19 protein-coding genes are annotated in these 22748 nt (G+C 45.2%); all 19 read right to left on the minus strand.

From position 1 onward, the window contains the following. Positions 1 to 61 precede the first annotated feature (61 nt). The 19 genes from VM640_RS01335 to topA all read right to left on the minus strand — a co-directional run bounded on the left by VM640_RS01335 (position 62) and on the right by topA (position 22706). The gene (locus VM640_RS01335; RefSeq protein WP_325389134.1) at positions 62 to 3757 is read right to left on the minus strand and encodes a PolC-type DNA polymerase III; all 3696 of its coding nucleotides are present in this window, start codon (positions 3755 to 3757) and stop codon (positions 62 to 64) included. Positions 3758 to 3790: 33 nt separating this feature from the next. After that, positions 3791 to 5512: a proline--tRNA ligase gene (locus VM640_RS01340; RefSeq protein ID WP_325389136.1), complete on the minus strand. Its 1722-nt coding sequence runs from the start codon at positions 5510 to 5512 to the stop codon at positions 3791 to 3793. Continuing rightward, the gene (gene ispG, locus VM640_RS01345; protein ID WP_325389138.1) at positions 5513 to 6598 is read right to left on the minus strand and encodes a flavodoxin-dependent (E)-4-hydroxy-3-methylbut-2-enyl-diphosphate synthase; all 1086 of its coding nucleotides are present in this window, start codon (positions 6596 to 6598) and stop codon (positions 5513 to 5515) included. Positions 6599 to 6611: 13 nt separating this feature from the next. Continuing rightward, positions 6612 to 7676 (minus strand): RIP metalloprotease RseP, encoded by a 1065-nt coding sequence (gene rseP, locus VM640_RS01350; RefSeq protein WP_325389194.1) that lies wholly within the window; start codon positions 7674 to 7676, stop codon positions 6612 to 6614. A 49-nt stretch (positions 7677 to 7725) separates the two neighbouring features. Then, on the minus strand, positions 7726 to 8874 hold the full coding sequence (locus VM640_RS01355; protein ID WP_325389140.1) for a 1-deoxy-D-xylulose-5-phosphate reductoisomerase: 1149 nt from the start codon (positions 8872 to 8874) through the stop codon (positions 7726 to 7728). Positions 8875 to 8892: 18 nt separating this feature from the next. Continuing rightward, positions 8893 to 9999, minus strand: coding sequence for a sporulation integral membrane protein YtvI (ytvI, locus tag VM640_RS01360; protein WP_325389142.1), 1107 nt, complete (start codon positions 9997 to 9999; stop codon positions 8893 to 8895). A gap of 7 nt (positions 10000 to 10006) precedes the next feature. After that, the gene (locus tag VM640_RS01365; protein WP_325389144.1) at positions 10007 to 10795 is read right to left on the minus strand and encodes a phosphatidate cytidylyltransferase; all 789 of its coding nucleotides are present in this window, start codon (positions 10793 to 10795) and stop codon (positions 10007 to 10009) included. Between the two features lie 11 nt (positions 10796 to 10806). Continuing rightward, the gene (locus VM640_RS01370) at positions 10807 to 11574 is read right to left on the minus strand and encodes an isoprenyl transferase (protein ID WP_325389146.1); all 768 of its coding nucleotides are present in this window, start codon (positions 11572 to 11574) and stop codon (positions 10807 to 10809) included. 64 nt (positions 11575 to 11638) lie between these two features. Next, a complete protein-coding gene (gene frr / locus VM640_RS01375; protein ID WP_325389148.1) occupies positions 11639 to 12196 on the minus strand; it encodes a ribosome recycling factor in 558 nt (185 codons plus the stop codon). Beyond that, positions 12189 to 12917 carry a UMP kinase gene (gene pyrH, locus VM640_RS01380; protein ID WP_325389150.1) on the minus strand — a complete coding sequence of 243 codons (729 nt, stop codon included), beginning with the start codon at positions 12915 to 12917 and terminating at the stop codon, positions 12189 to 12191. Before pyrH ends, frr begins: the two co-directional genes overlap by 8 nt. Positions 12918 to 13020: 103 nt before the next feature. Then, entirely contained in the window at positions 13021 to 13674 is a 654-nt protein-coding gene (gene tsf / locus VM640_RS01385; RefSeq protein ID WP_325389152.1) for a translation elongation factor Ts, read from the minus strand. A 167-nt stretch (positions 13675 to 13841) separates the two neighbouring features. Continuing rightward, positions 13842 to 14585 (minus strand): 30S ribosomal protein S2, encoded by a 744-nt coding sequence (rpsB, locus tag VM640_RS01390; RefSeq protein WP_325389154.1) that lies wholly within the window; start codon positions 14583 to 14585, stop codon positions 13842 to 13844. A 181-nt stretch (positions 14586 to 14766) separates the two neighbouring features. Beyond that, positions 14767 to 15213 carry a hypothetical protein gene (locus VM640_RS01395; protein WP_325389156.1) on the minus strand — a complete coding sequence of 149 codons (447 nt, stop codon included), beginning with the start codon at positions 15211 to 15213 and terminating at the stop codon, positions 14767 to 14769. 47 nt (positions 15214 to 15260) lie between these two features. Further along, the gene (codY, locus tag VM640_RS01400; RefSeq protein ID WP_325389158.1) at positions 15261 to 16049 is read right to left on the minus strand and encodes a GTP-sensing pleiotropic transcriptional regulator CodY; all 789 of its coding nucleotides are present in this window, start codon (positions 16047 to 16049) and stop codon (positions 15261 to 15263) included. 33 nt (positions 16050 to 16082) lie between these two features. Further along, a complete protein-coding gene (gene hslU, locus VM640_RS01405) occupies positions 16083 to 17465 on the minus strand; it encodes an ATP-dependent protease ATPase subunit HslU (protein ID WP_325389161.1) in 1383 nt (460 codons plus the stop codon). Between the two features lie 11 nt (positions 17466 to 17476). Then, entirely contained in the window at positions 17477 to 18007 is a 531-nt protein-coding gene (gene hslV, locus VM640_RS01410; protein WP_325389163.1) for an ATP-dependent protease subunit HslV, read from the minus strand. A 346-nt stretch (positions 18008 to 18353) separates the two neighbouring features. Further along, the gene (xerC, locus tag VM640_RS01415; RefSeq protein WP_325389165.1) at positions 18354 to 19250 is read right to left on the minus strand and encodes a tyrosine recombinase XerC; all 897 of its coding nucleotides are present in this window, start codon (positions 19248 to 19250) and stop codon (positions 18354 to 18356) included. 39 nt (positions 19251 to 19289) lie between these two features. Next, positions 19290 to 20603, minus strand: coding sequence for a methylenetetrahydrofolate--tRNA-(uracil(54)-C(5))-methyltransferase (FADH(2)-oxidizing) TrmFO (gene trmFO, locus VM640_RS01420; RefSeq protein ID WP_325389167.1), 1314 nt, complete (start codon positions 20601 to 20603; stop codon positions 19290 to 19292). A 12-nt stretch (positions 20604 to 20615) separates the two neighbouring features. Then, positions 20616 to 22706: a type I DNA topoisomerase gene (gene topA, locus VM640_RS01425; protein ID WP_325389169.1), complete on the minus strand. Its 2091-nt coding sequence runs from the start codon at positions 22704 to 22706 to the stop codon at positions 20616 to 20618. Positions 22707 to 22748: the final 42 nt, after the last annotated feature.

Below are 22748 nucleotides of genomic sequence, written 5' to 3' on the forward strand. Positions count from 1 at the left end.
CCTGTTACAACTATAGCATATCCTTTACCTGTGCGCAACACTTTCGGGGGGAAATAATGGATTAGAAGAGACTCAGCTGATTCTGTTCGGGAAGTTCTTTTAGACAACCGTGGTTTTGAAGAATTTCAATGACAGTTTTACTTAGCTTTGCCTGTAAGCGTATATCTTCTATCGATTTAATATTTCCTTCTTTACGAACTTCCGCTAAACTGCGTGCGGCATTATCGCCCAAACCCTGAAGCGAAGTAAAAGGAGGTAGGATGCCAGAGGGTGTAATCTGGAATTTAGTAGCATCAGATTCCCACAGATCGACTTTACGCAAAGGAATCCCTCGGCATAACATTTCTAAAACCAATTCAAGTATGGTTAAGAGATTTTTTTCTTTGGTCGAGGCATCATTGCCTTTGGCTTCAATCTCCTCCATCTTACGCCGACAAGCGTCAGCTCCCTGAACCATTAAGTCAACATCAAATTCATCCGCACGGACGGTAAAAAAAGTGGCATAATATGCTTCCGGGTAATGCACCTTGAACCAGGCAATGCGAAAGGCCATCGTTACATAGGCAACAGCATGAGCCTTCGGGAACATGTACTTAATTTTTATGCAGGATTCAATATACCAATCGGGAACCTCATGGGCCTTCATCTCTTCAATATCTTCCGGCTTAAGCCCTTTCCCTTTACGTACACTTTCCATGATTTTAAAGGCCCCTCCCGATTCCAGACCTTTATGAATCAGATATACCATGATATCATCTCGGCAGCCAATAAGCTCGGACATCCCAGCTGTCCCACTGCGCAGAAGTTCCTGAGCATTTCCCAGCCAGACATCTGTTCCATGTGAAAACCCAGATATTCGAACGAGGTCAGAAAAGGTCTTCGGTTGGATATCTTCCAGCATTTGACGCACAAATTTCGTGCCGAATTCTGGGATACCATAGGTTCCACTTTTCGAGCGAATTTGCTCCGATGTCACGCCTAAGGCTTCTGGTGAACAGAATAAAGACATTGTCTTTTCATCGTCAAGAGGAACCTTCTTTGCATCAAGCCCCGTTAAGTCCTCCAGCATCCGTATGACCGTTGGATCATCATGACCTAAAATATCCAGCTTGACGAGACGACCTGAAATCGAATGATAATCGAAATGGGTCGTAATCGTATCAGATTTAGGATCATCTGCAGGGCGTTGCAAGGGGGTAAAATCGTAAACATCGCATTCTTTGGGGACAACCATAACCCCTCCAGGATGTTGCCCAGTCGTCCTTTTAACACCAGAGCAACCTCGGATTAAGCGAGACATTTCCGCTGGCCGAACCTGTAGCTTTCTATCTTCAACATAATTCTTGACATAACCAAAGGCCGTTTTATCTGCAATCGTGGCAATTGTCCCGGCCCTAAAAACATACCCTACTCCGAAAATTTCCTCAGTATATTTATGGGCACGAGGTTGATAATCTCCTGAGAAGTTTAAGTCAATATCAGGCACCTTGTCACCTTTAAACCCAAGGAAGGTTTCGAACGGAATGTCATGCCCATCCTTAGCCATGGGTTGACCACATCTCGGACAGTTTTTATCGGGTAAATCTGCACCGCAACCCACACTTCCATCCTCAACCCAAATTGAATGCAAACAATCCGGATTCACGCAGCGGTAATGTGGCGGTAGAGAATTAACTTCAGTGATTCCTGTCATCGTCGCTACGAGCGAAGACCCTACTGATCCTCGAGAGCCAACCAAATACCCATCCTCATTGGATTTTTTAACGAGCAAGTGGGCAATGAGATAGAGCACCGCGAAACCATTGCCAATGATCGATTTTAATTCCTTGTCTAAGCGATTTTTAACCACTTCCGGCAGCTCCTGACCATAAAGCTCCTTCGCCCGTTGCCAAGACATACTCTCGATCTTTTCTTCTGCTCCCGGAATTGTAGGGGAATGTAAATCATCTGGGAAGGGTTTTAAAACTTCAATTTGATCTGAAATTCTCTTGGGTGCGTGGACAACGACATCGAGTGCCTCATCTTCCCCGAGATAAGAAAACTCCTTAAGCATTTCCTCTGTGGTATGGAAAAATAAGGGGGCCTGCTTATCGGCATCTTCAAACCCTTTTCCAGCCATGAGAATTCTTCGATAAAATTCATCTTCGGGATCTAGAAAATGGATATCTCCGGTCGCGACGACTGGCAAATTAAGCTCACGGCCTAGGCGCCAGACCGTGCGGTTAATCTCTCTGAGTCCTTCTTCATTCTCCACCTGGTTCGTCCGAAGCATAAATTCGTTATTCCCGATTGGCTGGATTTCGAGGTAATCATAAAACGTGGCGATTTCCTTCAATTCGTCCCAGGACTTCTTCGCCAGAATCCCCTGAATCAATTCTCCCGCTTCACAGGCGGAGCCAATAATCAGCCCTTTGCGATGTTCAATGAGTTTCGAGCGCGGAATCCGTGGACGCCGGTGGAAATACTCAAGATGAGAAATAGTAATCAACTTATAGAGGTTTTTTAAGCCCGTATAGTTTTTAACAAGCAAAATAATATGACGTGTTTTCCGTTGGTTTAAGGGCAGGGGACCTGGAGTATCGTCCAGCAAATATCCCTCTACGCCAAGAATGATCTTGACTCCATATTTTAACCCAGCATCTACGGCTTCCGGAAAAGCCTGAACGACTCCGTGATCCGTAATGGCGATTGCTTCATGCCCCCAAGCTTTAGCGCGTTCGACGAGTTCCTCTGCCGTGGACATTCCATCCAATGTGGACATCCGCGTATGCAAATGGAGCTCAATGCGTTTTTCTGGCGCTTCATCCAGCCGAATCACCCGCTTGGTACACATAATATCCTTGGGCATCAAGGTCAGTTCAGAAGAGTATTTATCATACTGCACTGAGCCACGGACTTTAATCCACTTTTCTTCGTTCAGGTCTAGGCTCTCTTCGCCTTCATTCAGAAATACCTTGGCTGAGATCGAGTCTGTCTTATCCGTTAGGCTAAACGTCAATAGCTGACGTCCAGATTTCAGCTTTCGGTATTCTATCCCAAAGGGTTCGCCCGCTACTATGATCTGTCGTTCCTCATCCTGTACCTCATGAAGTGGAACAATCTCACCATTAAATTCTTTGCCCCGAATCAGATTAGTTTCAGGGCGTTCGGGTTTATCTTTCGCTTTTTCCTTAGACTGAGTTAACATGTGTTGGAGAATTTCCTGCTCCTCAGCAACTGTTTGCGCGAAAATATCTTCGTTGGCTAGACTCGCCTTCAACTCGCAGGAAACTGAGCACTTGAGACTGAACTTCGTCGCGAAATAGCGTTCCACAGCCCCTTTTTTCGTGTTGAAATACTCAATTCCCAATGCGTTGGGAACAAAGAACTTAAGTTCTTCATCCCGTGCTTGATATGAGGAATCTTCCCCTAACCACCCTTTGAAAACGGGTAACATTTCGGCGATATCTCGAGCGACCTCCGGCCAATGCCTGTGACAAAGCTCCTCTATATTCAGGACGGAGGATTCATATTCCACAGAGCAATTTATTTCTTCAACCTCAGGTACCTGCTCTTTGAGAAAACAGGTGAAGTCGTCTAAGAATTCGCGTTGGATAAAATGAGCAGAAGAAAGATGAAGGATCCATTTCCTTTCGAGCGGAAGAACCTCCACCTGCTTTAATTCAATTGTCGTAAAATAGGAACGGAATGATTCCTGCCGATCGGGTGGAAGTTGACTCAAGAAGAGAACCTCCCCGAGTAAAACAGGTTTTGGCACGCGAATCCCTCCAACCCATAATGACTAATACTCTTACTTTAATGCCTCCGTAATAATACCACGTACACGACTCGTCAGTTCCTCAACCTTCATGAGTTCCATCTCTCCTGTTTTACGTAGTCGTAGTTCAACTTGCCCTTGAGCGAGTGTCTTGCTTCCTACTGTCACGCGCAGAGGATAGCCTACAAGATCAGCATCTTTAAATTTGACTCCTGCACGTTCGTCCCGATCATCGATCATCACTTCTACGCCCGCCTGGCGGAGTTCTTCATAAAGTTTCTCCGCCGTTTCTACAACTTGAGGATCCTTCATACTTACAGGAACGACAATAACGTGCAAGGGTGCAATTGGTATTGGCCAAATGATCCCATCTTGGTCATAGTTTTGTTCAATAGCAGCCGCCATCGTTCTGCTGACCCCGATTCCGTAGCACCCCATGACGCAAGGTTTCTCTTGCCCATTTTCATCTAAAAAGTTAGCATTGAGCGCTTTCGAATACTTGGTTCCTAATTTAAAGACTTGCCCAACCTCGATTCCACGAGCCTCCTGTAAGGCACCTCCACATTGAGGACATTTCTCTCCAGCCACAACCATGCGGAGATCGAAAACCTGATCCATCCGGAAATCTCTCTCTGGCAAGACATTGACATAATGGTGTTCTGCTTGATTCGCCCCACAGACTGCTTTTTTCATTAAGGGAACTTCTAAATCGGCGACGATTTTGAGATCTTGGGGAGCATTAATCGGTCCCACAAAACCAGGCTCGCAGCCTAAGCTCTGACGTACTGCTTCAGGAGCCGCAAGCTGCAAATTGACAAAGGGTCCAAGCATATTATTGAGCTTGATTTCATTGATTTCGCGATCACCCCGAACAAGAACCAAGAATAACTGATCATCCCCTTGGTATAACATCGATTTAACGAGTTCGTGTTGGTCTAATCCGAGAAACTCTGCAACCTGCTCGATCGTCTTCGCGTGGGGTGTCAAAACCAAACTGTAGTTGTCCGTAACCGTCTCACCCGCGATGGCTTGCGGTTGGCATTCTGCTTTTTCAACATTGGCTGCGTAGTCGCATTCTGGGCAGTAGACAACAGCAGCTTCGCCGGAATCAGCAAGAACCATGAATTCATGAGTTCCCCCGGTCCCCCCGATGGCGCCGGCATCCGCCTCAACTGGCCGGAACGTTAAGCCACACCGCGTAAAAATCCGTGTATAGGCCTCATACATTTTATTATAACTCTCAGTGAGTCCCGCTTCCTCCCGATCGAAGGAATAAAGATCCTTCATTATGAATTCCCGACCTCTCATTAAGCCAAAACGAGGACGTCGTTCGTCACGATATTTATTTTGAATTTGATAAAGAAGTAACGGTAATTGTTTATAAGAGCGGACTTCACCACGTACTAAATCGGTCACAATCTCTTCATGGGTCGGTCCCAAACAAAATTCGCGTTCGTGGCGATCTGTTAAACGAAACATCTCCGGTCCATAAACATCCCAACGGCCCGATTCCCGCCAAAGTTCAGCTGGTTGAATGATTGGGAGCAGAACCTCCTGCCCCCCCTTAGCGTCCATTTCTTCCCGAACAATTTGCTCGATTTTCTTTAGAATTCTTAAGCCTAAGGGCAAATACGTATAAACACCTGCCGCTGCTTTACGGATCAAACCGGCGCGAAGCATCAGCTTTTGGCTCACAACTTCAGCCTCAGCCGGAACCTCTCGCAACGTAGGATTCAGTACCTGGCTAACACGCATTTAGTGTTCATCCTTTCCATGCTCTTTTACGTAATTATCAATTTCCTTAAGTAGGGCTGGCAAAAGTTCATCTTCTGGTAATCGGGCAACAATTTCACCCTTGCGGAAGAGAAGTCCCATCCCTTTTCCCCCTGCAATTCCGAAGTCAGCTTCGCGGGCTTCACCCGGACCGTTGACTGCACAACCCATGACTGCAACTTTTAAAGGCCTGTCCAAAGCGGGAAGACTTGAAAGCCTCGTTTCCACTTGTTCGGCCAGTTCAGCAAGATTAACTTGAGTCCGACCACAGGTTGGGCAACTAATCAGGTCAACTCCACGTTCTCTCAGCCCTAAAGTCCTTAAAATCTCCAGGGCAACAGGGATTTCTTGCACAGGATCACCTGTTAAGGAGACGCGTATCGTATCTCCAATTCCTTCGGCAAGTAAAGTTCCAATGCCAACGGCTGATTTCACTAAACCCGAACGAACGGTTCCTGCCTCAGTGACTCCCACATGCAACGGGTAATCTACGGTCTCAGACATCAATCGGTAGGCTTTAAGCATCAGCGGAACTTCGGAAGCTTTTAAGGAGACTTTTATTTTGTCATACCCTTCTTCCTCCAGCACATGAATATGCTTTAAAGCACTTTCCACCATGCCCTCAGCGGTAACGCCCTGATACTTTTCACGAATTTCCTTTTCTAGAGAACCGGCATTTACGCCAATGCGGATGGGAATTTCTCGTTCCTTGACCGCGCAGACAACTTCTTTGACCTTCCAACGGGCTCCAATATTTCCTGGATTAAGCCGCAGTCCGTGAATACCTTGTTCAATAGCAATGAGAGCTAAGTGGTAATCAAAATGAATATCGGCAATAACCGGGAGTACGCTCTGAGCTGTAATGTCTTTGATGGCATGAGCAGCATCCTGATCGAGCACTGCGACGCGTACAATCTCACAACCTGCTCGAGCTAATGCTTCGATTTGTCGCAGCGTCGCTTTAACATTTCGTGTATCCGTATTCGTCATTGACTGAATCACCACAGGCTCCCCGCCCCCGATGCTTACATTACCAATCTTAACCACTTTCGTTTGTTTCCTTGGCACAGCTCTTGGCCTCCTACCCTTTGCCCACAAAAAGTTTAACAATATCTTGATAGGTTACAGCAATCATTAGGGCGAATAGTAAGACAAAACCGATAAAGTGAATAAAGTTTTCCCGTTCGGGTTTAACCGGTTTTCCTCTTAGTCCTTCAACGAAAAGAAACACTAAACGGCTGCCATCCAGCGCCGGAATCGGAAAAAGATTCAGGATACCGAGTTGGATACTCAACATTCCGGTTAGACTCAGTAAACTTGCCCATCCTTGCTGAGCACCTTCACCAATAACCTGGGCAATGGCTACTGGCCCCCCTAATTCAGCCGGAGCCTTACCCGTAATCATTTGGACTAACGCCACTACAATGAGCCGGGTAAATTCAACCGTTCTCTCCATTCCATATTTGACAGAGTTTAAGAGGGAGGTTTTTTCATAAATGACTTCAGGGGCAATTCCGACCATACCATAACCCGTTTTTTCGTCCTTTTCCGTTTGCAGGGTAAAGGTTTCCTGCTTTCCGGCTTGTTCAACCATTAGGGTAACCTTTTGATTCGGTTTAGAATGAATAGCATTCACCAAGGTATTCCAGTCGTGAGTAGCCACCCCATCGATGGCGAGGATTTTGGCTCCAGTTTGAATTCCAACCTGCGCAGCAGGCTTTCCCTCGACTAAGGAGCCAATCGCGTTCCCATTTGCTGCCGTTGGAATACCATAATAAGCAAAAACAAGTACAAATAGAAAAATTGCCAGTACGAAGTTCATAATTGCACCAGCTGCAATCACAGCCATTCTCTGCCAGACCTTTTTGTTCATAAAGCTTTGCGGATCATGCGAGGGAGCCAGGATCTGTTCCCCATCTTCATTGACCTCTGGGTCCATTCCATATAAGCGGACGAATCCACCTAAAGGAATAGCTCGAAGATTATACTCGGTTTCCTTCCCCCTAAAGCCAACAATTTTCGGTCCAAAACCAAAAGCAAATTCTAATACTTTGATTCCATTCAGGCGAGCTATAATATAGTGCCCAAATTCATGAATCATCACAAGTAAACCGAAGACAAAAACAATGGCTAAGGCATTAATGATCACATAATCCCCTCCTCATCGCTCACCTTGCTAACCACAAGAACTCAATTTACCTATCCTTAATTCGTTCTTGCGCACGTTGGCGAGCCCAATCATCCGCCTCTAGTATACTTTCCAGATCTGTGGCGTCCAACACCTCATGTTCCTCACAGATTTTCTCCACGATTTCAACGATCTGTAAGTACTCGATCTTTCCTTCGAGAAAAGCGTAAACAGCAACCTCATTCGCTGCATTCATCGCCGCAGGAAGAGTCCCCCCCCGCCGGCCTGCTTCATAGGCTAGGGCCAAGGCTGGGATTTCTTTGAGATTAGGTTCCTGGAAGGTCAACGTTTTCCCTCTTAGGTCCAGTCTTTCAAACGAACTCGGCCAGCGTGTCGGATAACTTAAGGCATATTGGATCGGAAGACGCATATCTGGACGGCCAAGTTGAGCTAAGATACTTCCATCTTGATATTGAACCATCGAGTGAACGATACTCTGGGGATGAATCAACACTTCGATTTTATCATAACTCAAGCCAAAAAGGTGATGCGCTTCAATAACTTCCAATCCTTTATTCATCATCGTTGCTGAATCAATCGTGATCTTGGCTCCCATGCTCCAATTAGGATGTTTTAAAGCCATCTCCGGGGTTATTTCTCTTAATTTCTCACGAGGCCACCCTAAAAAGGGTCCTCCTGAAGCCGTGATCAGGATCTTCTCAAGAAGCCCGTTTGGTTCCTCTAAACACTGAAAAATTGCCGAATGTTCACTATCAACGGGGATAATCGAACGCCCCAGGCGTCGTGCCTCCTCCATTACCAGTTCTCCCCCTGCGACCAGCGTCTCTTTGTTGGCTAAAGCAATATTCTTGCCCGCCCTCAAGGCAGCCAATGTTGGTTCTAGCCCAATTCGGCCACTAATTGCCGTGACCACTGTATCCGGTTTCTCGGCCGTTACCGTACGAATAATCCCGTCCATTCCTTGTTCAACAACGACAGGCAAATCACGCAAGCGCTCTTTTAATTCAAGGGCTGCTTTCTCCTCCATCATGGCTACAAGGTGAGGCTTAAATTCACGAACCTGACGTTCCATTTCTTCCACATGAGTACCTGCTACCAGAGCATAGATCTGCAGTTGATCCGGATTTTCCCGAACGACGTCCAAGGTCTGTGTCCCGATTGATCCCGTTGAACCAAGGACACTTAAAATCTTCACACCAATCACACTTCCGTCCTAGTTTTTAGGGTCTGTAAAAACCCCGGCTTTTCTCAATGCTTCATAAGCGATAACCGAGCCGGGACCGAGTACTAAGCCCACTGTTCCAAAAAGATTTAAACCCACATACATCGAAATCAGGGTGGGTAAGGGATGAAGCCCGATGCTTTTCGACATAATCTTAGGTTCGATAATCTGCCGAATAGTCAACGCCACAGCCCAGACTGCAAGAAGTTGAAGGGCCTTAGGTACTGCTCCCATGAAGAGGAGCACGATAGCCCAAGGAACATAGATCATACCTGTTCCGACAATCGGTAGAAGATCGAGAAACGCAGAGATAAAACCAATGGTAAACGCATAACGATTACCCATTAGCAACAACCCCAGGGTTAATGTTACACCCGTAATAGAAATCAAGATCGTCTCCGCTCGAACAAAACCGATAATAGCTAATCCGAGATCCTGCCCTACCGATTGAGCACTCGTATGCCATCTTCGGGGAATGAGTCCCTGAACAAAGCGTTTAACGCCAAGAAAGCTCGAACTCATCATGTATGTAGCCACAATAGCGATAACCAAAACTATAAAAAAACCAGGTACTGCCGCCAAAAAATTAAGAAGTGCTAAACTTGCAGATGTAGCCCAATTTTGTAAGGAGTTTAAGAGTCCTGCAGCAGAAGAGTTCAACGTTGCTTGGATTTGAGGATTGATGACCACAAATTTTTCAATTCGATCGATAAGTTGATTAAGTACGCTCATAAAGTAACTGTAGTCAGGTATGGATAGCGACAGGTCTAATAATTCATTATAGAGCCTGACGGTAATTAACGTAACAAAGAGCCCAATACCCACGATCACGAGAATAAGGGTAACCAAGGAAGCAACCGGACGTTTCAGTTTCATAACCTGCATCAACTGGATAACTAAAGGTTCCATTAAAAGGGCAATCAAAAAAGCAAGGATAAAGGGTAAGAAGGCATAAAACAATGTATTCATGACTCGCCCAAAGACCGGCAAAAATTCTTGCACGAAATAGGTGAATAGTTTGAGGCCAACGAGTATACTCGTCACAACAGCTAAACGGTTTAGGTTAAGCCTTAACTGACTTCTCTGAGAATTATTCAAGTTCGAATCACCCCACTGTCGAAATCAGAACTAAATAATAAACAATCGGGAATGCGAAGAGCATACTGTCAAAGCGATCTAAGAAACCACCATGACCCGGGATTAAGTGTCCTGAGTCTTTAACGCCTGCACTCCGTTTTATAGCGGATTCAAAAAGATCTCCGATTTGAGCACTGATTCCTACTATCAAGCTCAGTCCCAAGAAGAAACTCCAAGGCATCCCCCCCATGAGTCGTGAGGCGATTAAACCCGCTAAGATTGCTCCACAAAGCCCACCCAGTGAACCTTCAATTGTCTTATTTGGGCTTACTTGAGGTGCTAGAGGATGTCTTCCGATAGCTCTCCCAATAAGGTATGCAAAGGTATCGGTAGCCCATACCAAAGTGAACGCTAAAAACGCCCATGCCAGTCCTTGTTCCAAAGAACGAAGTAAAAACAAATGTGAACTGAGAACCACTGTATAAATAACGCTGAGAAAATTATATCCAACCTCAGAAAGCCGAATGCGAGGATATTGGATTCCCATCCGTCCTAGCGCAAATAGCAACCAGAAAATTGAAAAAGGAAACATCCACTCTCGCAAGCCGAGAACCACGAGTATTAGCCAAAGGATAGCAGCTAGAAATGTCGTCTTTTTCCATACCTTTATTCCTAACTTACGCGCAATTTCCTGAAATTCATGGAGCGTTAATAGTCCAATTACTGCAGCCAAAAACGCCGTATAAGGCCCGCCAAGATAAGTTAAGCCGAGCAGGAGAGGTGCTCCGATCAACGCGCTTATGGTTCTAATTAACATAGATAACTCCCTTATTCCTTATTGATGCCACCGAAACGGCGTTCCCGTTGTTGATACGTTTTAATGGCTGCAAGTAATGTTTGAGGATTAAAATCAGGCCAGAGCTGTTCGGTCACTACAATTTCTGTATACGCTAGTTGCCAGAGCATAAAATTACTAAGGCGCATTTCTCCGGAGGTTCGAATCAAAAGGTCTGGATCCGGTAAATCTGCTGTATATAATGAGGAACTGATTCGTTGTTCATCGATTTCCTCAGGTGTTAACTTTCCTTGCAGGATTTCTTCACCCAGTTTGCGTAGAGCCCTTGTTATCTCTGCGCGTCCCCCATAGTTCAAAGCCAAATTAAGGATCAAACCTGAATTACTCTCAGTTTGCTTGGTTGCTTTCACTAATTCCTTCTGGGCTTCAATCGGCAGAAGTGAGATATCCCCCAAAGTTTTAATTTTGACCTTATTTTCATGGAGTTCTCTGAGTTCTCGACGTAGATATTCCGTCAATAAACTCATCAAGATTCCGACTTCTTCCTTAGGCCTTCTCCAATTTTCAGTTGAAAAGGCGTAAACCGTTAAAACTTCGACTCCCAAGTTTGAACATGTCTTGACCACATCGCGAAGGGCTTCGACTCCTGCACTATGCCCCATTTTACGAGGCAATCCTCTTTTCTTCGCCCACCGGCCATTCCCATCCATGATGATTGCGATATGGCGTGGTAGATGTTGAAGATCTATCTTCTCAGAAGAAAACACTTCTTTATCCTTATTCCTAAAGTTGAGCCACATCTTCTCACCTCCATTTGACGGCTACGGGTGGTCAAAGACCCCCTGAAAATGAGGGGGTCATCCGTTAAACTTCCATAATCTCTTGTTCCTTTGTGTCCATAACATGGTCAATTTCTTTAATGAACTTATCGGTCATCTTTTGAACATCCTCTTGCGATCGTTTAACCTCGTCCTCGGAGGCAGTATGATCTTTTTCAAGTTTCTTAATTTGATCATTGGCATCCCGCCGGATGTTTCGAATTGCTATTCGTGCCTCTTCCGCTTTTTTCTTAACCGTCTTAACAAGCTCACTTCTCCGTTCAGAGGTTAACTGCGGAATAATCAGGCGGATTACGCTGCCATCGCTGGAAGGATTTAGTCCTAAATCCGACTTCAGAATCCCCTTCTCAATCGCCGGCAAAGCGGTTTTATCCCAAGGTTGAAGAACAAGTATCCGCGGTTCAGGTACCGAAATATTTGCTAGCTGCTTAATAGGAGTCGGGGTTCCGTAATATTCGACCATGACCCGATCAAGCATACCTGGATTAGCCCGACCTGCATGAATGATCGTATACTCTTTACGTAAGGACTCTACCCCTTTACGCATACGCTCTTCCGCATCCTTAAAGACATCACTAATCATTAATTTCCCTCCCTACATAAGTGCCAATAGGCTCACCCATGATCGCTTTGTAAATATTACCGTTTTTGTTCAAATCAAAAACAATAAGAGGAATATTGTTATCCATACATAAAGATGTTGCCGTTGAATCCATAACCTTTAAGCCCCGACTTAAAACCTCTAAATAACTCAGTTTATCAAATTTGACTGCAGCAGGATTTTTCAACGGATCAGAATCATACACGCCATCTACCCGTTTCGCCATGAGAATGGCCTCTGCCTCAATTTCTGCCGCTCTCAGCGCTGCGGTGGTATCGGTCGAAAAGTATGGATTACCTGTACCTGCAGCAAAGATCACGACCCGCCCCTTCTCCATATGGCGAATAGCCCTCCGACGGATATAAGGTTCTGCCACTTGTCTCATTTCGATTGCCGATAAAACACGGGTTGCCATTCCTGCATTTTCCAGAGCATCTTGTAGTGCGAGCGCATTTATTACTGTCGCTAGCATTCCCATATAATCGGCGGTAGCCCGATCCATACCTTGGGAACTGCCGGCGATTCCTCGCCATATGTTACCCCCTCCAACCACCAGGGCAACTTCTACTCCTAGTTTTCGAATTTCTGCGACTTGTTTTGCGACCGTTACCAACATTTCTTGCGCAATCCCAAAGCCTTGACTTCCTGCCAAAGCTTCGCCGCTCAATTTTAGAACGACTCTGTGGTATCGTGGTGTATCCATGGTTGAACCTCCTTTACATATTACTACATTACCGAGCCAATTTCCTTTGCGGATTCCTGTAATTCGAAAAAGAGAACACCTAAGTGTTCTCTATATGCTTTCCTTAGCGGTTCATTTCCTTCATAACTTCAGCTGCAAAATCCTCTTGTTTTTTTTCAATTCCTTCGCCCAGCTCGTAGCGAGTAAAGCGGCGGATGACAACCCGTTCGCCAATCTTTGAAGTTTTTTCCAAAACGAGATCGTGGATTGTTTTTTCCGGGTCCTTAACAAATTCTTGCTCCATTAAGCAGACTTCTTTATAGAATTTTGCGATTCGACCTTCAACCATTTTTTCAACAATTTTCTCAGGTTTTCCTTCATTAAGGGCCTGAGCTTTAAGAACATCTTTCTCATGCTGTAACACTTCTTCAGGGACCTCTTCTTTGACCAAATATGCAGGTCGAGCAGCAGCGATATGCAAGGCAATGTCTCGAACAAAAAGTTTGAAATCGTCAGTTTGCGCCACAAAGTCGGTTTCACAATTTACTTCAAGGAGAACGCCAATCCGACCGCCGCCATGAATATATGAATACACGATTCCTTCGGCAGCAATCCGACCTTCTTTTTTGGCAGCAGCAGCTAAGCCTTTTTCACGAAGCAAATCGATCGCTTTTTCAATATCCCCGCTGACTTCAGTCAAAGCCTTTTTACAATCCATCATTCCTGCGCCAGTACGTTCACGAAGCTCTTTAACCAGAGCTGCAGTAATTTCAGCCATTTCAAAACCCTCCAACTTTATGTATATCTAAAATCCGACTATAAATTCCGTTTTGTTTAAGAAAAAGTTTTAAAGAAAAAGGGCAGGATGAGCATCAGGGAAGCATAGCCAACCCTTCTTCACCCTGCCCCTCTTTCTATTCCCTATCTTTAATCTCCGAGGGATAATTATTCAGCGCTAGCTTCCTCAGCCACATTCTGTGCTTCAGTAGCCTCTTCTTCATCAAGGCTACCTTGCTGACCTTCAATAATAGCATCAGCCATTTTTCCAGTTAAGAGTTTAACCGCACGAATGGCATCATCATTAGCTGGAATTACAACATCGATCTCATCCGGATCGCAGTTAGTATCGACGATACCAACGATCGGAATATTTAACCGACGTGCTTCTGCAACGGCGATGCGCTCTTTACGTGGATCAACGATAAACAAAGCATCAGGGAGCTTCTTCATTGTCTTAATCCCACCTAAGAAGCGTTCTAACTTCTCCATCTGATGACGTAGATTAGCAACTTCCTTTTTGGGAAGAATTTCAAAGACTCCTTCAGCTTCCATCCGCTCTAATTCCTTAAGGCGAGTTACGCGCTTTTGGATGGTTTGGAAGTTTGTCAGCATTCCACCGAGCCAACGTTCGTTCACAAAATACATTCCGCAACGTTCAGCTTCTTCTTTCACTGACTCTTGCGCCTGCTTTTTGGTACCGACAAATAACATCGTACCTCCGTCTGCAGCAAGATTACGCACGAAATTGTAGGCTTCGTCAACCTTTTTTACGGTTTTTTGCAGGTCAATGATATAGATACCATTACGCTCCGTAAAAATGTAACGAGCCATCTTAGGATTCCAACGACGTGTTTGATGACCGAAGTGAACACCGGCTTCCAGTAATTGTTTCATAGAAATAACAGCCATTGTGTTGCACCACCTCTCTTTGTTTTTTCCCTCCGCAGGTTCATCTTACGATTCACCCTAAAATCAGGGAACTTGAATCGATAATCCCACTGCGTGTGTAATTCACCTATAGTAGGATACCATACCCGGTTTTTCTTTGCAACAAAATCAGCTCATATTTGAAGGAATTATACACGATTCTTTAACAAATATTCGAACGAATCGAATGACTCTTAACAAATTGCTCAAAATCACTCATCAGTTCTGGAAAGGGAAAATACAGCTCAGAGATATAATATACTTGATTACGGGCGGTTTTAATTTGAACAATTTCTTCACCCTTAGACGAGGTACAAAGCACAACTCGCCGGATATCTTCCGGACCGAGCTCTCGAGCCCCTGATAACGAATAGAAGCAAATGCTATCGTCTTCAATTCTCAGATATTTACTTCTGCCATAGATCCACAAGCAAAAAATTGCGAGCGTGGTCACGACATACAGCCCAGTCAAAATATATTGCTCAAGCGCCGATATTTTCAAGGCTAGCACTAAAAACAAGGTTATGACCGGATACCCAATTAAAAACAGCGTTCCTGGGAGAATCAAGGGTCTAAGTTGATATCGATATTCATGCTCTTCTTCTTGCATAAACATCCCATCCTTTTTCCCTAATTTTCTTTTCGTATTGATTATTTTTATTTGTTATGACGCATCTTATCCAGTTCTTCTAACAGATAGTCATTAAGAACCCGAATATAGGTTCCTTTCATTCCCAGAGATTTGGATTCAATCACGCCAGCGGATTCAAATTTGCGAAGAGCATTAACTATTACCGAACGAGTGATCCCCACCCTGTCAGCAATTTTGCTGGCTACGAGTAAACCCTCGCCGCCGCCTAATTCAGCGAAGATATGATCAACCGCTTCGAGCTCGGAATAAGAAAGTGTTCCTACCGCGATCTGAACAGCCGCTTTTTTACGGGCTTCTTCTTCAGCGCGCTCCGCTTTAACCCGTAAAATTTCCATACCAACCACTGTGCCACCGTATTCAGCCAAAACGAGGTCTTCGTCTGTGAACTCTTCATCGAATTTAGCCAAGACGAGAGTACCCACTCTTTCGCCGCCTCCAAGGACTGGAACGATCGTTGAAATTTTATTGTTGAAGCGGCAACGTTCACTACTATTGAAAACGCAACCATTAGCGACTTGGGTTGTGTTTGACGTCGTTTCCGAAATCTTCATTAAACCCTCATTATAGCTTTCAGGAAAACGTTCTGAATGCACAACGATTTCTTCCATCGCGTTACAGGTAAAATCAGGCATGAAGCTGTAGCCCATAATTTTCCCTCGACGACCTACGATGTAGCAATTGGCATCAATAGCTTCACTTAGGACTTTTGCCATCTCTTCGAAATCTACAGGATTGCCTGCTGCACGTTGAATAATTTTGTTAATTGTACGTGCTTTTTCCAATAAAGTTTTCATGTTGTGTTTCCCCCTTTAATAAATACCATTACGCTATAAAATATAGCGTGAAAGATCTTGGTTACGAACAACATCTCCCAAACGATGCTGCACATATTCACGGTTGATCGTTACGGTGTAGTCATCTGGAAGCTCTGAAGCCTCAAACGAAAGTTCTTCTAGAACCTTTTCAACAATTGTATGGAGTCTCCGGGCCCCAATATTCTCGGTATTAGAATTAACATCAAACGCGACTTGTGCCAGCTCTTCAATAGCATTCTCGGTAAATTCCACCATTATCCCTTCAGTTTCCAGCAAAGCACTATACTGCTTAATGAGCGAAGATTGGGGTTCAGTGAGAATTCGTTTAAAATCTTCAATGCTTAAGGATTCAAGTTCAACCCGGATCGGGAAACGTCCTTGCAATTCTGGGATAAGATCTGAAGGCTTGGTCACATTGAACGCACCTGCGGCGATGAATAAGATATGTTCCGTCTTAACCGAACCATATTTCGTAACAACGGTCGATCCTTCAACAATAGGAAGAATATCGCGTTGAACACCGCCTCTCGATACGTCCGGGCCTGAGGAACCCTCGCGCCCAGCAATTTTATCAATCTCATCTAGGAAGACGATACCTTCCTGTTCAGTACGGCGAATCGCTTCCTGAACCGCTTCATCATGATCAATCATATTCTGAGCTTCTTCCAAAATCAGTATGCGGCGTGCTTCTTTCACCGTAACCTTGCGTTTCTTACGTTTTTTCGGAAGCATTCCTGACATCATATCCTGAAGATTCGAGTTGAGTTCCATCCCCGTATTGCCAATAAGATCAGGAAGCAGAGGCTGACTATCCTCGACTTCAACTTCTATCACCTTATCTTCAAGTTCTCCGCGTCGAAGTTTTTCGGCCACCAGCAAACGGTTCTGCTCGATTTCCGGTGTGACATTTTCGGGTTCTTTCTCCTCATTTTGATTGAAAAGAAATTGCAAGGGATTTGAACCATGGGATTCCGTGCGTTTTCCTGGAACGAGTAACGAGACGAGTCGTTTTTCGGCAGCTACTGCAGCTTTACTTTCCACTTCTACCATACGTTCCGCTTTAACCATGCGTAAGGAAATCTCCACAAGATCACGGATCATCGATTCGACATCCCGTCCGACATAACCCACTTCAGTAAACTTCGTGGCTTCTACCTTAATGAACGGAGCACGCACCAGCTTCGCCAATCTTCTGGCGATTTCTGTCTTTCCGACTCCAGTTGGGCCAATCATGAGAATATTTTTGGGGAGAATTTCCTCCTGTAACCCTTCAGGAAGAAGAGCTCGACGATAGCGATTGCGTAAAGCAATCGCAACCGCTTTTTTGGCTTGTTTTTGACCGACGATATTCCGATCCAATTCACGGACGATTTCTCGTGGTGTGAGTTGTTCCATGCGCTCACCCCTTATAATTCTTCGACAATAATTTGATCATTTGTATAAACACAGATCGCTGAGGCTACTACCATAGCTTCTTTGACCAGCTCAGCGGGTTTCAAGCTGGAATGTTTGATTAAAGCTCTTGCCGCAGCCAAGGCATAATTTCCGCCTGAACCGATCGCCGCAACCCCATCATCTGGTTCAATCACTTCGCCTGAGCCAGATAACAGAAGCAGACTTTCCTTATCCGCTACGAGAAGCAAGGCTTCCAGATTACGAAGCATTTTATCCGTTCGCCATTCTTTAGCTAATTCTACAGCAGCTCGTTGAAGATTACCATTATGCTCCTCAAGCTTCTGTTCAAATTTATCGAAGAGAGTGAAGGCATCTCCTACCGAACCTGCGAACCCGGCCAAAACTTGGCCATGAAACAGCCGGCGTACCTTCCTTGCCTTGTGTTTCATAATTGTATTTTCGCCGAAGGTGACTTGTCCGTCTCCAGCCATAGCCACTTTATTTCCTTGTTTAACCGCTATTATAGTCGTTGCATGAAACATTGGAAATCCTCCTTCTAATGGGAGTTTACTGGTTTCTTAATGAGGAGTCAAGTAGAGTTGTATTAAATTGTTGTCTTTTTGTGAATATTTATAGTTTATGATGTAATTGTTTGCTCTCACCGCACCGTAGCTACTCGTTCAATTCCTTCGGAGTAGGGCCAAAACCCTTCTGCCTTCTGCCTGTTCGCCGCTCCTGTGCATCCTTGCACCCGCGGCATCAGTCTTCCATGGCCAAGCCATCTGTCCCTACTTTCCCTACGGAATCTTCACTCGCTTCACGCTATACCCGCGAATGTTCGCGGTCACTTACATCAAAAGCTTAAGAATTAAGAAATACGCTCAAGTATTAGCTTGATTTTGCGCGAGGATGGGTTTCATCATAGACCTGACGCAGGTGTTCCCGGGTTAAATGCGTGTAAATTTGAGTTGAAGAGAGACTGGCATGTCCTAATAGTTCTTGGACACTTCTTAGGTCTGCGCCACCATCCAGGAGATGCGTAGCGAAGGAATGACGCAGCATGTGCGGGTGAATATGCTGGGGCAATCCTGCCTCCGCAGTCAGCTTATCAAGAATTCTACGGATCGAACGAACGGAAAGCCGAGAACCTTGATAGTTTAACAACAATGCTTTTTGTGAATTCTCCCGCATGCTTAAGTAGGCTTGTATTGCCTCGAGGGCATATTTTGTCATGGGGACGAGCCGTTCCTTTTGGCCTTTCCCCCGAACCCGAAGAAGCATTTGATCCTGATCAACATCTTCCTGATTTAATCCCGCTAACTCACTCACCCGTAATCCTGAACCGTAGAGAAGTTCTAAAATGACTTGATCCCGGGTTCCTAAAACAGTAGTACAGTCTGGCGTTTGGAGGAGCTTTTCCATCTGTTCCAAGTAGAGAAACTCTGGAAGCTTTCTTCCTAACTTAGGACTTGATATCCGTTGAACTGGATTATGGTCGAGATATCCATCCTTGCACAGGAATTTAAAAAAGGAGCGAAGAGTTGCTAATTTTCGCGCCATACTTTTACGCTCTAATCCTTGATCCGTGAGATCACCTAAAAAGCTTCGGACCCACTCCACAGAAATCTCTTCTAAGGAAATTTCGCCAAGGTCAATTCTCTTTTCCTTACTCAAGAAATTTAAGAATTGGACAATATCGTTATGATAAGCGATCACTGTATTTTCTGAACGATTTTGGGTCTTTAGTTGTCCATCAAAGAGTGCAAGCGCGTCGTCTACTAACATAACCCAACCTCCAAGTCCACAGACAGAAGAGCATTAACTCTATAATAACATATTTTGTTGAAGAAATTCTTCCAATCTTACCAGAGCTCTTTCTGAAATCCGGTGATTTTTTTCCCGTTTTGCCTTAATCCGCTCCCCTAACGGTGGGAGCAACCCAAAGTTGATATTCATCGGTTGAAAATCAGTACTGGGTGAACCCTCAAGGTGGAGCGCTAAAGCCCCAAATGCCGTTTCAGCCGGAAAGATCAACGATGACTGGTTCCTTAAAACGCGAGCTGCATTGATTCCCGCAATTAGACCACTAGCAGCAGATTCGATATATCCTTCGACCCCTGTCATTTGCCCTGCAAAGAAAAGTCCTGGACGTTTCTTTAAACTGAAATCAGCCTTTAAAACTTGAGGAGCATTTAAGAAGGTGTTACGGTGCATCACGCCATAGCGAACAAATTCCGCTTTTTCCAGACCTGGAATCAGGCGAAACACACGCTGTTGTTCTCCCCACTTGAGGTGAGTTTGGAAACCCACCAGATTAAAAAGTGTGCCCTCACGGTTTTCTTTTCGAAGCTGGACAACTGCATACGACTTACTCCCCGTTCGAGGATCGACTAAACCCACAGGTTTTAAGGGGCCAAAGGTAAGAGTCTGTTCGCCGCGGCTGGCCATCACTTCAAGAGGCATACAGCCCTCGAAAACCTTTCCTTTTTCAAATCCTTTAACCTCGGCAGTCTGCGCCTGTAGTAGTTCCGCATAAAAGCGTTTATACTCTTCCTCGGTCATCGGACAATTCAAATAGTCGGGGTCTCCTTTATCATAACGTGAAGCCCAAAAAGCCTTCGTTAAATCAATCGATTCGAGGGTAACAATAGGTGATGCAGCATCGTAAAAGGAGAGTGATTCTTCGCCGGTCAGCTTCTGAATTTCCTGGGCTAGGTCATCCGCGGTCAAAGGACCGGTTGCAATTACTACGATTCCCTGCTCCGGAATTTTTTTTAGCTCTTCTCGATGCACCTGGATGTAATTGTGTTGCTCTAACCGTTCTGTGATTTCAGTAGCAAAGAGTTCCCGATCAACCGCTAACGCTCCTCCCGCCGGAACAGCATGATGGTCAGCAGCATTCACGATGAGGGAATCTAAGTGACGCATTTCTTCCTTCAATAAACCGGCAGCATTGTCTAACCCTGCACCTTTCAAGGAATTGCTGCACACCAGCTCCGCGAAGTTTCCGGTATGATGAGCTGGGGTCATTCTTTCTGGCCGCATCTCATAGAGTGCAACCGAAATTCCCCTTTGCGCTAATTGCCAAGCTGCTTCTGCTCCCGCTAGACCTGCCCCGATTACGGTTACCTCTGCCATAACTATTCTCCTCTATTCTTGCTCCTCAACCGGCTTATCGAAGCGACATTCGGGATTTGTACAAACATAATGCTTACCCTGTTTTGAACCTTTAATAACCATTAGCCCTCCACATTGCGGACAAGGCTCCGGTGCAGGGAGTTCCCAAGACACAAAATCACACTCCGGATAGGTGCTACATCCATAAAATCTCCGACCTTTTTTGCTGCGTCGTACAACTAAGGGATTACCGCATTTTGGGCATTTAGCTTCGATCTGTTCAAGTAAAGGCTTGGTGTTCCTACACTCCGGAAATCCTGGACAGGCGAGAAACTTACCATAGCGTCCCATTTTAATGACCATATTACGACCGCAATTCTCACAGATCTCCTCGGATACCTTATCCTCAATCTGAACTTTGCCGATCTTTTCCTCAGCTTCTTCCAAACTCTTCGCAAAAGGAGTGTAGAAATCATGAATTACCGTCCGCCAAGGTACGGTCCCTTCTTCGATTTCATCAAGCTTCTCTTCAAAATTCGCGGTAAACTCGAGATTAACGATGTCCGAGAAATTCTCTTTGAGTAAGGAAATCACGATTTCACCTAATTCTGTCGGTAAAAGTTGTCTCCCTTCTTTGGCTACATACCCTCGAGTTTGAATCGTTTCGATCGTCGGGGCATACGTACTTGGCCTGCCAATCCCTTCCTCTTCCATTTTGCGAACCAAAGAGGCCTCAGAATAACGAGCCGGGGGTTCGGTAAAATGCTGTTTCTCTTGAAGATTCAGTTTTTGTAGAGTTTCTCCTTGCACTACCTGGGCTACCAAAGAACCTTCCTCAGGCTCCTTGTTACCTTCATCCTGACTTTCTTCGTAAACCGCTAAAAAACCTGGAAAACGAACGGTTGAAGCATTCGCCCGGAAAAGATACGCTCCTGCGCTAACATCAACAGTTAAGGTATCCAGCAAAGCAGCACTCATCTGGCTGGCCAGAAAACGTCCCCAGATTAATCGGTATAAACGAAGTTGATCTCGGCTTAAAAATTTCTTCAGAGCATCCGGAGTTCGTAAAACAGACGTCGGGCGAATCGCTTCATGAGCTTCTTGGGTCCTCCCCTTACTCGTATACTCCCTGGTCTGCGGAGGATAGTACTCAGTGCCGTATTGTTGAAGAATCCAGTCCTTGGCTTCAGCTTGGGCGATTTCCGAGATTTTTACAGAATCTGTACGCATATAGGTAATGAGGCCGACTGAGCCTTCTTTACCTATATCCAACCCCTCATAGAGCTGTTGAGCAAGCATCATTGTTCGTTTAGGCGACATATTCAGTTTTCGATACGCTTCCTGTTGTAAAGTACTTGTCGTAAATGGTGGAGCAGGTTGCTTCTTTTTTTCCTTTTTGCGGACGTCTTGAACGGAGTAAGTTGCCTTATCCATCTCGAGGAGGATCTGTTTCATTTCCTCTTCACTGGCAATAACAATCTTCCGGTCTGACTTTTTAACCAGTTTAGCACTGAACGTTCCCCCAACCGCCTGCAGTTGGGCGGTAAGACTCCAATATTCTTCAGGCATAAAGTTCCTGATCTCTTCTTCCCGCTCACAGATAAGTCGAACTGCAACCGATTGAACCCGCCCAGCACTAAGCCCCTTTTTCACTTTTCGCCAAAGGAGCGGACTTAACTGATACCCCACTAACCGATCAAGAACACGACGCGCCTGTTGCGCATCTACCCGATGGATATCAATTTGACGAGGTTGCTTAACTGCTGCAATAATGGCCGGTTTCGTAATTTCGTGAAACTCGATCCGGCAATTGCTATTAATATCAACTCCTAATAAATGCCCCAGATGCCAAGCGATCGCTTCTCCTTCCCGATCCGGGTCGGAAGCCAGCAAGATCTTGTCAGCTGCTTTAGCTGCAGTCCGGAGTTCCTTGATCAAATCACCGCGACCACGGATTGCAATATATTTAGGTTCAAAATCATTTTCAATATCGACTCCCAATTGGCTTTTGGGCAAATCCCGCAAATGTCCCATTGATGCTTTAACTGTATATTGCTTGCTTAAAAATTTGCTGATTGATTTTGCCTTGGCCGGAGACTCGACAATTACGAGTGTCTTTGCCATAATTCACCTCAAGAATCCTCTCTATCTTCATTATGTACAATC

It is taken from the genome of Desulfitobacterium sp. (assembly GCF_035539115.1).
Classification (GTDB): domain Bacteria; phylum Bacillota; class Desulfitobacteriia; order Desulfitobacteriales; family Desulfitobacteriaceae; genus Desulfitobacterium_A.